The 13,330-nt window shown below is 56.0% G+C and carries 13 protein-coding genes and 2 tRNA genes; 7 read left to right on the top strand and 8 right to left on the bottom strand.

Annotated features, from left to right (window positions below; genetic code table 11):
* Positions 1 to 47: 47 nt before the first annotated feature.
* From gpr to DW088_RS00715, 7 genes are all read left to right on the top strand, one after another.
* On the top strand, positions 48 to 932 hold the full coding sequence (gene gpr / locus DW088_RS00745) for a GPR endopeptidase (protein WP_118358721.1): 885 nt from the start codon (positions 48 to 50) through the stop codon (positions 930 to 932).
* Positions 933 to 1,003: 71 nt separating this feature from the next.
* Entirely contained in the window at positions 1,004 to 2,071 is a 1,068-nt protein-coding gene (gene spoIIP / locus DW088_RS00740; protein WP_118358719.1) for a stage II sporulation protein P, read from the top strand.
* An 89-nt stretch (positions 2,072 to 2,160) separates the two neighbouring features.
* A complete protein-coding gene (locus DW088_RS00735) occupies positions 2,161 to 3,609 on the top strand; it encodes a spore germination protein (protein ID WP_118358717.1) in 1,449 nt (482 codons plus the stop codon).
* Positions 3,606 to 4,232, top strand: a complete 627-nt coding sequence (locus tag DW088_RS00730) for a Ger(x)C family spore germination protein (protein WP_118358715.1) — start codon at positions 3,606 to 3,608, stop codon at positions 4,230 to 4,232. The genes DW088_RS00735 and DW088_RS00730 overlap by 4 nt, the downstream gene beginning before the upstream one ends.
* Positions 4,225 to 5,055 (top strand): hypothetical protein, encoded by an 831-nt coding sequence (locus tag DW088_RS00725; RefSeq protein WP_118358713.1) that lies wholly within the window; start codon positions 4,225 to 4,227, stop codon positions 5,053 to 5,055. The genes DW088_RS00730 and DW088_RS00725 overlap by 8 nt, the downstream gene beginning before the upstream one ends.
* Before the next feature lie 167 nt (positions 5,056 to 5,222).
* On the top strand, positions 5,223 to 5,558 hold the full coding sequence (locus tag DW088_RS00720) for an arsenate reductase family protein (RefSeq protein ID WP_110436962.1): 336 nt from the start codon (positions 5,223 to 5,225) through the stop codon (positions 5,556 to 5,558).
* A gap of 207 nt (positions 5,559 to 5,765) precedes the next feature.
* The gene (locus DW088_RS00715; protein WP_118358711.1) at positions 5,766 to 6,182 is read left to right on the top strand and encodes a hypothetical protein; all 417 of its coding nucleotides are present in this window, start codon (positions 5,766 to 5,768) and stop codon (positions 6,180 to 6,182) included.
* A gap of 355 nt (positions 6,183 to 6,537) precedes the next feature.
* Here DW088_RS00715 and DW088_RS00710 read toward each other — a convergent pair whose 3' ends face one another.
* The 8 genes from DW088_RS00710 to DW088_RS00675 form a co-directional block, all read right to left on the bottom strand.
* The gene (locus tag DW088_RS00710) at positions 6,538 to 7,896 is read right to left on the bottom strand and encodes a PFL family protein (RefSeq protein WP_110437238.1); all 1,359 of its coding nucleotides are present in this window, start codon (positions 7,894 to 7,896) and stop codon (positions 6,538 to 6,540) included.
* A 72-nt stretch (positions 7,897 to 7,968) separates the two neighbouring features.
* Complete coding sequence (locus tag DW088_RS00705; RefSeq protein WP_118285197.1) at positions 7,969 to 8,238, bottom strand: ACT domain-containing protein; 270 nt, start codon at positions 8,236 to 8,238, stop codon at positions 7,969 to 7,971.
* Between the two features lie 81 nt (positions 8,239 to 8,319).
* Positions 8,320 to 9,462: a radical SAM family heme chaperone HemW gene (hemW, locus tag DW088_RS00700; RefSeq protein ID WP_118358709.1), complete on the bottom strand. Its 1,143-nt coding sequence runs from the start codon at positions 9,460 to 9,462 to the stop codon at positions 8,320 to 8,322.
* Positions 9,449 to 11,260 (bottom strand): translation elongation factor 4, encoded by a 1,812-nt coding sequence (lepA, locus tag DW088_RS00695; RefSeq protein ID WP_118358707.1) that lies wholly within the window; start codon positions 11,258 to 11,260, stop codon positions 9,449 to 9,451. Before lepA ends, hemW begins: the two co-directional genes overlap by 14 nt.
* Before the next feature lie 551 nt (positions 11,261 to 11,811).
* Positions 11,812 to 11,887: transfer RNA gene (locus tag DW088_RS00690), tRNA-Gly, on the bottom strand.
* 264 nt (positions 11,888 to 12,151) lie between these two features.
* A tRNA-Phe gene (locus tag DW088_RS00685) sits at positions 12,152 to 12,227 on the bottom strand.
* 221 nt (positions 12,228 to 12,448) lie between these two features.
* The gene (locus tag DW088_RS00680; protein ID WP_147356520.1) at positions 12,449 to 12,667 is read right to left on the bottom strand and encodes a hypothetical protein; all 219 of its coding nucleotides are present in this window, start codon (positions 12,665 to 12,667) and stop codon (positions 12,449 to 12,451) included.
* Complete coding sequence (locus DW088_RS00675; protein WP_118358703.1) at positions 12,625 to 13,134, bottom strand: hypothetical protein; 510 nt, start codon at positions 13,132 to 13,134, stop codon at positions 12,625 to 12,627. The genes DW088_RS00680 and DW088_RS00675 overlap by 43 nt, the downstream gene beginning before the upstream one ends.
* Positions 13,135 to 13,330: the final 196 nt, after the last annotated feature.

Genomic DNA, 13,330 nt, shown 5'->3' with positions numbered 1-13,330 from the left:
AAAAACTTTTTCCTCGAAAAAACTATCCTTATAAGGAGGGATTGCGCATGGCTTTCCGCACCGATCTGGCCGTTGAGGCAATCGAAAACCATAAAACAGCCGCTGCCCTGCCGCATGTCCGGCAGTCCGACCGCATGCTTGAGGGCTTCGCCGTACACGAGGTACGCATTCTCTCAGAGGATGCCGCCCGCGAGATTGGCAAGCCGCAGGGGCGCTATCTCACGCTTGAGCTGGACGCACTCATCCGCCGTGAGGAGGATGCGTTTCCGCGTGCCTGCAAGGCGCTCAGCACACTGCTGCGTGAACTGCTGCCGCGTCCGAATGACGGTCCGGTGCTCATCGCCGGACTGGGCAACCGCATGATAACCCCCGATGCCATCGGTCCGCAGACCGCCGATCATGTGATTGCCACGCGGCATCTGGTCGCGCAGTCGCCCGATATTTTCGCGGACTGGCGGCCCGTTTCCGCACTGGCTCCGGGTGTGCTCGGACAGACCGGCGTCGAGACCGGCGAGGTCATCTGCGGTGTGCTCGACCGCGTGCGCCCTGCCGCTGTCATCGCCGTGGATGCGCTTGCCGCCGGTCGGCTGTCGCGGCTGCTGCGTACGGTCCAGCTGGCAGATACCGGCATTACGCCGGGTGCCGGCGTGGGAAATGCCCGTACGGCACTCAACAAGGAAACACTCGGCGTGCCGGTTATCGCCGTTGGCGTGCCGACCGTGGTGGACGGTGCAACGCTCGCACATGAGATCAGCAGCCAGCTTGGGCAGCCTGCCTGCGAAGCGCTGGACGACCTCTCTCAGCCGGTGATGATCACCACACGCGACATTGACCGCGAGGTTGCCGACATCTCCCGCATGATCGGCTATGCGGTCAACATGGCGCTGCATCCGCATCTCAGTGTTGCCGATATCGACCTGTACCTCTCGTGACAGGTTTCGGGCATACTCGCACGCTGTACGGCGTATGATAGATAGCATGAAACAGCAAGGAGGATGGCGCAATGAAGCGGCGTAAACATCAGAAATTCCGATCGAGAGGTGGCATCCGCCTGCCTGCCGTCATCACCCTCTGTCTGGCACTGTCGCTGCTGATTTTTTCCCGGGCAGGCGGCGAGCCGATCGCGCAAAAGGCACTGACCGGTCTGGCGCACAACAGCGGCTTTGTCACCCGCGCAATGGCGCTCGAATTCGGCGTTTCGCCAGATGATACCGCCGAGGTGTACACGCCGCGCACGGCTGCCGCAGCGCGGGATGAGCAGGCGGAGAATCCGCTTGCGGAGAGCACCTATGTGCCCTCGTCCGGCACCGAGAACGACAATCCGGTGCTGTCGGCCGCTGACAAGGCCGCCACGGTCTCCATCAACAACGAGACCTCGTATGACGTGGATGCGGCAGACTGTCTTGCCGCAGACGAGCATCTTTCCGCAGACGGTGACGGACCGCAGGTGCTTATCTATCACACACACGGCAGCGAAAGCTACACGCCGGATGCCGCTTTTCCGTATACACCGACCGAGACCGAGCGCACGACCGATACCAATTATAATGTAGTGCGTGTCGGTGACGAACTGCAGAAGGTGCTCGAGGACAACGGCATTGAGGCCGTACATATCCGCGAAATTTTCGATTCGCCCGTGTACACCGGTGCGTATGACCGCTCACTTGCCGTGGTTGAGGACACGCTGGCAAAATATCCATCCATCACAACCGTCATTGACGTGCACCGCGACTCGATCCTGACCGATGACGGCCGCGCCTACAAGACCTCCTGCACGATAAACGGCGAGGAAACCGCACAGCTTATGCTTGTAGTCGGCACAGATGACGGCGGCCTGTATCACCCGGACTGGCAGGAGAACCTGAATCGTGCAGCATCGCTGCAGTACCGGCTCAACCGCACCTATCCGACGCTCATGCGTCCGCTTAATCTGCGGACCCAGCGGTTTAATCAGCATGCAACGCACAGCGCGTTTCTGGTGGAGGTAGGTTCGTCAGGCAATACGATGACAGAAGCGCTGAAAGGGATCAGATTATTTGGCGAGGTTCTTTCGGCCGAATTGACCACTTGACCGTAGGGCGGAATGAGGTCACCCCGCCCTACAAGATAACTTTCCGAATAATTTTTATCATAGTGCGCACCCTAACTTGGGGTGAAACTATGGAAACGATCACATTTACCGCCGATCTGGAACGGAACATCCGCATAATGCAGGAGCTGTTCCGGAACGACGATACACTTATCATCCGGCGTGCCATCGGTCAAAACGGACTGCGCTGCGCGCTGTTTTTCTTTGACGGCATGGTAAATTCCCTTGCCATCAACCAGAGCCTTGTGCGGCCTATCCTGCGCTGTGAGCAGGCGCGGCTTTCCGCCGATATGCTCGCCGCCACCGTGCTCCAGGCTGACGAATGCCGCGTGGAAACCGATATGAACAAGGTGTTTTCCGCCTTTCTCTACGGCGACGCCATTGTGCTGACCGACGGCGATGCACGTCCGGTGCTCGTCAACACCAAGGGCTTCGACAAGCGTAGCACCGCCGAACCGGAAAACGAGCGCGTCCTTTCCGGCCCGCGGGAGGGCTTCACCGAGTGCTTTATGCCCAATCTGGCGCTCATCCGCCGCCGCGTAAACGACCCTCGGCTGAAATTCCGGTTCATGCGCGTCGGCAGCCGCACGAACACCAATGTGTGCCTGTGCTATATTGCCGGACTGTGTGAAAACAGTCTGGTTAAGCGTCTGGAAACACGTCTGACCGCGCTCGATATCGACAGCGTGCTCGACTCCAACTATCTTGCCGAGCGCATACGCGACCATCGCTGGTCGCCGTTTCCGACACTCGGCACGACCGAACGGCCGGACGTTGCCGCTTCCCGTATGCTGGAGGGTCGGTGTGTCCTCGTCGTGGACGGCAGTCCGGTAGCGCTCACAGCGCCGTTTCTGTTTCAGGAGTGCTTTCAGTCCAACGACGACTACTATATCAGCTTTCTGCAGGCGAATCTTTCGCGCATCCTGCGTGTCGTCGGATTTGTATTCACGATCACGTTTCCCGCCATGTACGCCGCACTCATGCTCTATCACCGAGAATTAGTGCCCGCGCGGCTGCTGTTCGCTGTCTCCGCCGCACAGCGCGGCGTTCCCCTTCCCATCGGCTGGGAGATTCTCCTGATGCTGTCCGTGCTCGAGGCACTCAAGGAAGCCGGAGCGCGAACGCCCGGTGCCATGGGACAGACGATGAGCATTGTCGGCGGTCTGGTGCTCGGTGACGCGGCAGTTTCCGCGCGATTTGCCGCCGCACCGACCGTTATCGTAGTCGCTATCGCGGGTGTCACCGGTCTGATGGTACCCAAACTGCAGACCGCTGCCCTGTGGCTTCGCTTCGTGCTGCTCGCTGCTGCAGCCTCCTGGGGCCTGTACGGCGTTGGTCTTGCACTCGGATTAACGCTCGCGGCACTGTGCCGCATGCACTCGTGCTCGGTACCGTACCTGCTCAATCTGGTGCCGCGCATCTCCGCCGAGCACGAGGACACCTGGCTTCGCTATCCATGGTTTTTCATGCGCTGCGACCGCTTTGCCGTCAAACGCCCGTCGAAGGAGGAACGCCCGTGAAGCTGCTCAGATTCCTGCCGCTACTGCTGTTGCTGTGCGGCTGTGCGAGAGAAGTTTCGCCGGTATCCGCGCTTGCGCTCGACTGCAAAAACGGTGTGTACTGCCTGACCGCCGAGGTTGTGCGGCAGGACTCGCCGGATGACACCGCCGCACCGGCTTACCTGTCCGCCACCGGAACCGATGTGACGGACGCACTGCGCAACCTGCGCAGTATCCTGCCGGGCGACCTGTATTTGAGCCATGCACAGGTGCTGCTTTTAAGCGAGGATGCGGTTTCCGAGAGCATTCTTCCGCTGGCGGACTATCTTTGCCGTGAAAACGATGTGCGGCTCAGCCTGCGGGCAGCCGTCGTGCGGGACGGCTCTGCCGCCGAGCTGCTGGAGAACGACAACGAGGTGTACGCGCTCAGCGAGCTGCTTGACCGCTCCGCGCAGGACGGTATTCTGCCGGATATGCCGCTGTACCGCGTTACCGATGTGCTGCACGCAGACGGCACAGCCATTCTTCCGGCCTTGCGCGTGGATGCGTTTGGACAGACGGCACCGGCAGGCACGGCAGTGTTCAAAAACGAACGGCTGAACTGCTTTTTAGACGGTGAGATCGGCGGTGGTGCCTATGCGTGAGCAGTTGTTTCCGCGGTGGTGTACGGCGCTGTTTACCCTGCTGCCGATGAGTGAATTACTGTATCTTCCCACCGACGGGCAGAGCGTGTACGCCGCTGCACTCGCGTGTACGGTCTGTGCACTGGCCGGTATCGGAGCGGCAAGGCTGTCCGACCGGGTTCGGCATTCAGCTCCTGCACAATGGGCGCTCGCCCTGACCTCGCTGTTTCCGCTGCTGGCATCCATCGCCCGCATGAGCATTTTCCTGCAGAAGACCGTGTTCACCGGACGCTCATGCGGCAGCACAGTTGTGCTGCTGACAGTCTGTATCCTGCTCACGGCCTCAATGGGACTCAACCGCTGTGCCATGTGGGCACTGCCGATTGCGTGGCTTGCCGGTACGGTACTCCTGCTCTCCGGTGTGCTGACATTCACACAGCTTACGCCTGCCAGCTTTTCCGCACCGACAGCGGCATTGCTGCCGCAATTCCGGCATATTCTGTGCTCCCTGCTGCCGGCATCGGTCGTACTGGCGTTTTCTCTGCCGGAGACCAGGCTGTCCGCAAGCGTGTCGCGCGGACTCAGCGCAGGCGGTGCATTGCTCGCACTCCTGCTGCTGCGCACAGTGCTGCTGCTTGGAGCTAACACCGCTGCCCTGCTCCCCTATCCGGCGTTCACTGCCGCCGGACTGGCTGCCATCGGCAATTTTGCCCGACACGGCGAGGTATTCTTCGCAGTGCCTCTCCTCCTGTGTGAGGTTGGCCGATGCGCCGCACTTGTCTGTGTGCTGCTGTATCCGTTCACACGCACCTGCGGCGTTTTGCACCTGCGCCGACCGCAATAGCATTTGAGCAACACCGCACAATTAAAGCTGCGGTTCCTTGCGCAGGCTCCGGTCGCGCTGCCGCGGCACTTTGCGCAAATCGCTCTTGTTCAATTATGCGGTATTGCCCTTGTTTTCCTCTCCCAGTTCTGCTATAATGCAAACAGCAGAGCAAAGGAGATTACGGCATGAATATACAGATTTTCGGCAAAAATAAGTGTTTTGATACCAAAAAGGCGCAGCGCTGGTTTAAAGAACGCGGCATTAAATTCCAGATGATCGACCTTGCGCAAAAGGGCATGTCCAAGGGTGAACTGGACAGCGTGCTGAAGGCTGTCGGCGGACTGGACAACCTGCTCGACCAGAAAAGCAAGAGTTATGCGTCGCTTGCCTACCTCGCCTACGACGAGGACAAGAAGGAAAAGCTGCTCGAGGACGGCACGCTGATGAAAACGCCAATTGTCCGCAACGGCCGTCAGGCAACTGTCGGCTACCAGCCCGATGTTTGGGAGCAGTGGGAATAACTTCTCCAAAGCCGTTCTATGCCTCAGAACGGCTTTTTCCGTGTCCGTTGTCCGCTTTAGCGCCTTGTATAAAATATTTTTAGGAAAATGCTGTCATTTCGCAAAATATACCCTTTTTCTGTATCTGCTGTCTGATAAACTATGTTCGATAATAAGAAGCGGCATTGATTTATGCTTCTGATTTCATGCGAAAGTGAGGGAGAGCTCATGAAGAGAAAAGGCAAGCGTTTTCTTGTTCTGCTGACTACCGCCAGCCTGAGTCTGAATATGCTCGGCATCAGCGCTTTTGCAGCAGAAGATTCTCCGGAGACGGACGCTGCTTTCGTTTCAGAGATCTCAAACGATGAGACCGATTTATCTGTAAACCGTCCGGATTCCGATGTTCCGGAGGTTTCCTACGAGCCGATCATTATCGACATTCCCGATGGACCGATTCCGGCCGGTGAAACCTGGGATAACGAGGCTTCGGCTGCAGATATTGCAGAGAACGATATTCCAACGGCTGACAGCTTCAAGGAGTACCTGTCCAGCGGCTCATCCAAGCTGTGGATAAGCGTAGGGGTTGTCTCCGGTGCAGGCGTGATTTTCACTGCCATGTGCCAGAAAGGCAACGAGAACCGGTAAAAACAATAAACGCCCGCTCATTTTTGAGCGGGCGTCAGTCTGTCAAAAAAGTATTATTTTAATTTTTACGCTTCGTGCGGCAGCACGCATAAAATAGAATTTGCGGAGCCAATTCATAAAAAGTCGGGGCGTGTACCTGACTTTTTATACAAGGGAAGAAAAAAGGTGCCCGCAGGGCGCGGTTTTTCTTCAGTATTCGCTCGAAAGCGTGGTTTCGAGCGAGAGGCTGCTCGAAAAACGAAGTTTTTCGACAGTCTCACGCCCGCTCATTTTTGAGCGGGCGTCTTTTCGTCTCACCGGCATAGCATAAAAACAGCTCAGACATTGCTGAGCTGTTTTTATGCGCTTTATGCAGTTAGTTCTTGAGACTCTGAATCGGAGCCGGAATACGACCTCCACGGTTAATGAACTTCGCAGGAGAACCGGTCTTGATCGGCATGATCGGAGCCGAGCCAAGCAGGCCGCCGAACTCGACCATATCGCCGACTCCCTTGCCGATGGCCGGGATAACACGGACAGCGGTGGTCTTGGTGTTGACAACGCCGATTGCGATTTCGTCCGCGATCAGGCCGGAGATGACCTCGGCGGTGGTGTCACCCGGAACAGCAACCATGTCGATACCAACCGAGCATACCGCAGTCATTGCTTCGAGCTTCTCAAGGGTCAGTGCGCCTGCCTGAGCCGCCGCAATCATGCCCTCGTCCTCAGAAACCGGAATGAATGCGCCGGACAGACCGCCGACACTCGAGGATGCCATAACGCCGCCCTTCTTAACGGCATCGTTCAGCATAGCGAGGATTGCGGTCGTGCCGCAGCCGCCGCAGACCTCCAGACCAACTTCCTCGAGGATGCGCGCAACCGAGTCGCCGATGGCCGGCGTCGGCGCGAGCGACAGGTCAACGATGCCGAACGGCACGCCCAGACGCTGGCTTGCCAGTGCGCCAACCAGCTGACCCATACGGGTGATTTTGAACGCAGTTTTCTTGATCACATCGGCAACCTCACCGATGGAGCAGTCACCTGCACGGCGGATTGCGGACTGCACAACGCCCGGACCGGAAACGCCAACGTTGATAACGGTCTCCGGTTCACCGATGCCGTGGAACGCACCGGCCATGAACGGGTTATCGTCTACCGCGTTGGCAAAAACGACCAGCTTGGAGCAGCCCATGGAATCGTTGTCCTTGGTCAGTTCTGCGGTCTGCTTGATGATGCGACCCATCAGACCGATGGCATCCAGATTGACGCCCGCCTTGGTGGACGCAACGTTGACCGACGAGCAGACCAGATTGGTTTCCGCCATTGCCTCCGGAATGGAGTTGATAAGGATTTCATCGCCCTTGGCAAAACCCTTCTGCACCAGAGCCGAGAAGCCGCCGACGAAGTTGACGCCAGTGGTCGCAGCGGCACGGTCAAGCGCCTTGGCCAGCGGTACATAGCTGTTTGCCGAGGAGGTCGCACCGACCATGGCGATCGGCGTTACCGAAATACGCTTGTTGATGATCGGGATGCCAAGCTCGCGCTCAATCTGCTCGCCGGTGGCAACCAGCTTTTCCGCACGGCGCGTTACCTTGTCGTATACCTTGTCCGCCAGCACATTAATGTCGTCCGCCGCAAGGTCGCGCAGCGAAATGCCCATCGTGATGGTACGAATGTCGAGGTGCTCCTCCTCGATCATCTTAATGGTTTCCAGAATATCTTTCGTGTTGATCATAGACATTTAACTAAACCTCCTGAAAAATTGAGAGTTGAGAATCGGTTACCTGCTCTCGATTCCGTCAATTTGTCAGATTTTGTGCATTGCGTCAAAGATGTCCTCATGCATGGTGTGAATCTTCATGCCGAGCTCCTCACCATCCTTGTCAAGCAGGTCGATGAGCGTGTTGAAGTCTACGGTGCACTTATCAATGTTTACCAGCATGACCATTGCAAATACATCGTCCATTACATTCTGAGAAATGTCGATGATGTTGACCTGATGCTCATAGAGCGTGTTCGAGATCTTGGCGATGATACCGGTGCGGTCCTTGCCTGTTACTGTGATTACTGCGCGCATGTTGATTCCTCCATTTTTGCGTATATGTTAATTTATCACAAACAAATGAATAATGGAAAATTGAGAATCCGTCGTTCTCAATTATTCTCCGGCTTCCACCACGGTATTGATAATACTGTTGGAAACCAGAAAGCCCTGTTCGGTGAGATACCACCGTGTACCCTCGTGAGCGGCAAGACCGTGCTTTTCCAGCATGCGGAATACCTGCTCGTAAGGAGCCGTACTGACATGGTATCGGTTTTCGAGATCGTGCATATCCGCACCGTCCGAGGTCCGCAGACGCACCAGCAGGTATTCGCCCTGCCGCCGGAAGTCCGAGACCTCCTCCTCGTCCTGCGGGATGCTCTCACCGCTGATATAAGCCCTGATATCCCGGACAAACGCGAACCGGCGGCCATTCAGGAAGGAATGGGCACCCGGTCCCAGTCCGAGATAGTCGGAAAGATCCCAGTATTTGAAATTATGCCGGGAACGAAAACCCGGTTTTGCGAAATTTGATATTTCATAGTGCTCGAAGCCGTTCCTGCTAAGCAGCCTGCACATGGCAAGATAGGTATCTGCCTGCGTATCATCATCCGGCAGAACCGGATTTTCACGTCCCATCGGTGTTGCAGGCTCCAGTTTGAGTCCGTAGCACGACAAATGCTGCGGGTTCAGCGTCAAACACTGTGTCACCGAGTCGAGAAACTGCGCCTGCGTCTGGTCCGGCAGGCCATACATCAAATCAAGGCTGATGTTGGCAAAGCCACACTGCCGCGCCAGCTGCACTGCTGTCTGTGCCTGCGCAAAGTCGTGGATACGGCCGATGCGTTTAAGCTCGGTGTCGTGCGCCGCCTGCACGCCAAACGAGAGCCGGTTGACGCCGTGCTTATGCATGGCCTCCAGCACCGCTTGATCCGTGCTCTCCGGATTGCATTCCACCGTAATTTCAGCGTTTTCCGCAATCGCAAAGCATGCCCCGACCGCCTGTAAAATCTCGCTGAGATAGTCTGCACCAAGGCAGGTCGGCGTGCCGCCGCCAATATACACGGTATCGACCGTGTAACCGGAGCAGCGTTCGCCGTACTCCTTTATATCACGAATCAGCGCCGCCGTGTAATCGGCTTTGAGTGACGCATCCGTGACCGAATAAAAATCGCAGTACGCGCACTTTTTCACGCAGAACGGGATGTGCAGGTAGAGGCCGAGCAGCTTGCCGCCTGTTGCAGCGTTAGTTTTCCTCATCGAGTTTAAGCACAGCCATAAAAGCCTCGGTCGGCAGCTGAACCGTGCCGAGCGCACGCATCTTCTTCTTGCCTTCCTTCTGCTTTTCGAGCAGCTTCTTCTTACGCGTGATATCGCCGCCGTAGCACTTAGCCAGTACGTCCTTGCGGAGCGCCTTGACCGTCTCACGGGCGATAACCTTGCCGCCGATGGCTGCCTGGATCGGCACCTCGAACAGCTGGCGCGGAATATTTTCCTTCAGCTTTTCACAGATACGGCGGGCACGGCCGTAGGCCTTGTCGCGGTGCGCGATAAAGGACAGCGCGTCCACCTGATCGCCGTTGAGCAGCATATCGACCTTAACGAGATCGCTCTTGCGGTAGTCGATAAATTCATAGTCGAGCGACGCATAACCCTTGGTACGAGCCTTGAGCGCGTCGAAAAAGTCATAAATAATCTCACCGGTCGGCATTTCGTAGTGCAGCTCGACCAGATTGGAGTCCAGATACTGCATATCCTTAAAAATGCCGCGGCGGTCCTGGCACATCGGCATGATGTTGCCGACGAACTCCTGCGGCGTCATGATGGACGCCTTGACATACGGCTCGCGAGCCTCCTCGATAACATCCGGACTCGGATAATCGTGCGGATTGTCGCAGCGCTGGGTCGTGCCGTCGGTCTTGACGACCTCGTAGATAACGCTCGGCAGCGTGGTGACGAGGTCAAGGTCGAACTCGCGTTCGAGCCGCTCCTGAATGATCTCCATGTGCAGCATACCAAGAAAGCCGCAGCGGAAGCCGAAGCCGAGTGCGACCGAGCTTTCCGGCTCAAACGACAGCGCTGCGTCATTGAGCTGCAGTTTTTCAAGTGCGTCACGCAGATCGGGATACTTGGAGCCGTCCTCGGTGTAAATACCGCAGAATACCATCGGACGTGCCGGACGATAGCCGGGCAGCGCCTCCGGCGTCGGATTTTCCACACCGGTAACGGTATCGCCCACGCGGGTGTCGGACACCTTTTTAATAGAGGCGGTAAAGTAGCCAACCTCACCCGCACACAGCTCCTGCTGCGGAGACAGACCAAGCGGCAGCATGTAGCCGCACTCAAGCACCTGAAATTCTGCACCGGTGGCCATCATTTTGACCTTCATGCCCGGGCAGATCTTACCGTCAAGCAGACGCATGTAAACGACAACGCCCTTGTACGGGTCGTACTGGCTGTCGAACACGAGTGCGCGCAGCGGCGCATCTGCATCGCCCTCCGGCGACGGAATATCGGTGACGATACGCTCGAGCACCTCATGAATATTGATATTCATTTTTGCGGAAATTTCGGGCGAATCCTCTGCCGGAATGCCGATGATATCCTCGATCTCCTTCTTGACACGCGGCGCGTCTGCCGCCGGCAGGTCGATCTTGTTGATGACCGGCACGACCTCCAGACCGGCGTCAATGGCAAGATAGGTGTTGCCGAGCGTCTGCGCCTCAATACCCTGTGCCGCATCAACGACCAGAAGCGCACCCTCACACGCCGCCAGAGAACGTGAAACCTCATAGTTGAAGTCCACATGACCCGGGGTGTCGATCAGGTTCATTTCGTAGGTCTTGCCGTTGTCCGCGGTATATTCCATGCGGACAGCGCGCGCCTTGATGGTAATGCCGCGCTCACGCTCAAGCTCCATATTGTCGAGTAACTGCTCCTCCATTTCACGCACGGAAACGGCCTTGCACTGCTCCAGCAGACGGTCTGCCAGCGTAGATTTGCCGTGGTCAATATGTGCAATGATGGAGAAATTACGAATTTGCTCGCGATTTTTCACGTCGAAAGCTCCTTATCTGTAAACTGTAAACCTAATAAATATAGGCTCATTATAGCATATTTGGCGGGGTGTCACAAGCGTTCTTTCGCAGTTTACGTTTGTTTCTCTGCTGCAAACGTGAATTTTGTATTTTTTCATAAATTTCATTTTCTGATAAGAGGAATTTCATGCAAAGCGGTTATTGTATTATCATGATGAAGCAGTAAACCGACAAAGAATTAGCGGCGGCCGGCGGTTTTGGGTAAAACAAAAGCACCGATTTTACTCGGTGCTTCTAATTGGAGCGGCTGACGAGGCTCGAATCACATCCACACCCGACCTCTGATTTTATGAAGGTAGAGGAAGTGAGTGTGCTGCAGATAAAAGAAAAACACCGAATGACATCGGTGTCCTTTGATTTGGAGCGGCTGGCGAGGCTCGAACTCGCACCCACACCCCGCAAAAGCCACAGGCTTTCACGGGGACCCCGACCTCCGATTTTATGAAGGTGGAGGAAGCGAGTGTGCTGCGGGCAAAAGAAAAGCACCGAATGACATCGGTGCCCTTTGATTTGGAGCGGCTGACGAGGCTCGAACTCGCTACCTCCACCTTGGCAAGGTGGCGCTCTACCAGATGAGCTACAGCCGCATATTTGATTTTTCGCGCTAACGCGATTTTTAACTCGAAGATGGGTTACTTGTCGCTCCGACGCTACATCTCCGGGCGGAATCGCTTTTTCTACGGAAAAAGCCACGCTGGTTGAAATATGCCACCGGCATATTTCCAAGAGCCGCCTGCTCTCATTTCAATGTCGCAAAGCGACAATTCAGAGGTTAGAGGGCTACGGCCTCGATTCCTTAACCGAAAGGTAAGATTTATTCAAATGAGTGTCCAGACACTCATTTGAATAAATGGTGCCTCCGGGCGGAATCGAACCACCGACACGGGGATTTTCAGTCCCCTGCTCTACCGACTGAGCTACAGAGGCGTTTTTACAGCGCTTGTTTAGTATATTATATTCCCTCGGAAATGTCAACAACTTTTTTTAATTTTTTGTATATTCTGCAAGCAGGCGAAAACAGTCACAGAAGCTCAGTCTGCGACTGTATCACTTTTCTCTTCCGTTTTACGGCGGATTTGTCCCCACAACAAGTCTGCCGCTCTATCCTTTTCATGCGGGAGCAGCCACACGGTGCAGCCCAAAATAGTTCAAGCGAAACGCGCCTCCTTTATGTATGCCTGGTCATCTATACTGTCTGCCGCCTGCCTTGCCGTTTCAAATGTCGGATAGTGTTCTCTGCAAACCTCATCATCCGCCGGTACGGCAGCCGACAGACTGATCTGTGAATCAATCGAGTCCAGTTTCCACACGCCGTTCTCCTTCTTCATAGTCGCAGTGATGGTATCCCGATTGACCGGCAGCTCCACCGAAAATCCCTGCTCCGGATTGCCGGAGATCGTTTATCCCAAACAACGGTCTGTGCCTGCACCACCGCCGTCATTCGGTCTGCATACAGCCGCACGCTGTCAAATCGGCAGTCGGCCACGCCGCCGGACTCGCTGTATTCTACATCCGAATCGCAAGCCGTCAGAAAATCCTCGTTCAGTGCAATGTATCGTTTCCTGCAGGGATTTTCCTCGGTGTAGTACTGCTCCACCCGTGAAGTGTATGCCGTCTGCAGTTCCGTGCGTTCCCGCTCGGTCAGGTCGGCCGGTGAGTCGGTCTCCGACGGATAGCACCCTATCTGCATCTGCGTTTCCATCGCGCCGAGGAACGCCCTCTGTACATTTTTCGCTTCCTGCGCACGGTCGGAGACAACGGCCGCACCGCCTGTGCAGACAGCTGCCGCAGCCAGTACGCCGCCTAATCGAAACCATATCCTGCGATTGTTCATGCACTCCCTCCTTTCCGGCTCTCCTGTCCTGCTCATACTATATAGACGAATGTCCTTTCGGTTTTGTGACACGCTCCCGCAAAAATTTTTGAATTTTTTCGACACGAGAAGAACCGCCTGTAAATCCGTTCTTCAGATTGCATAATCAGGCACAATATGCTATAATCTGCTAAAATAACAGGCAGGAAGGCGTAAA

It is taken from the genome of Butyricicoccus sp. AM05-1, assembly GCF_003474415.1.
Lineage (GTDB): Bacteria > Bacillota > Clostridia > Oscillospirales > Butyricicoccaceae > Agathobaculum > Agathobaculum butyriciproducens.
Note: the sequence above shows the minus strand (reverse complement) of the source record. Positions and strands in the feature narration are given on the sequence as shown.

What these genes read in the sequence shown, in the direction of transcription:
- gpr (WP_118358721.1), top strand. Translation starts at nt 48, where the DNA reads ATGGCTTTCCGCACCGATCTGGCCGTTGAGGCAATCGAAAACCATAAA.
- spoIIP (WP_118358719.1), top strand. Translation starts at nt 1,004, where the DNA reads ATGAAGCGGCGTAAACATCAGAAATTCCGATCGAGAGGTGGCATCCGC.
- DW088_RS00735 (WP_118358717.1), top strand. Translation starts at nt 2,161, where the DNA reads ATGGAAACGATCACATTTACCGCCGATCTGGAACGGAACATCCGCATA.
- DW088_RS00725 (WP_118358713.1), top strand. Translation starts at nt 4,225, where the DNA reads ATGCGTGAGCAGTTGTTTCCGCGGTGGTGTACGGCGCTGTTTACCCTG.
- DW088_RS00720 (WP_110436962.1), top strand. Translation starts at nt 5,223, where the DNA reads ATGAATATACAGATTTTCGGCAAAAATAAGTGTTTTGATACCAAAAAG.
- DW088_RS00715 (WP_118358711.1), top strand. Translation starts at nt 5,766, where the DNA reads ATGAAGAGAAAAGGCAAGCGTTTTCTTGTTCTGCTGACTACCGCCAGC.
- DW088_RS00710 (WP_110437238.1), bottom strand. Translation starts at nt 7,896, where the DNA reads ATGATCAACACGAAAGATATTCTGGAAACCATTAAGATGATCGAGGAG.
- DW088_RS00705 (WP_118285197.1), bottom strand. Translation starts at nt 8,238, where the DNA reads ATGCGCGCAGTAATCACAGTAACAGGCAAGGACCGCACCGGTATCATC.
- hemW (WP_118358709.1), bottom strand. Translation starts at nt 9,462, where the DNA reads ATGAGGAAAACTAACGCTGCAACAGGCGGCAAGCTGCTCGGCCTCTAC.
- DW088_RS00675 (WP_118358703.1), bottom strand. Translation starts at nt 13,134, where the DNA reads ATGAACAATCGCAGGATATGGTTTCGATTAGGCGGCGTACTGGCTGCG.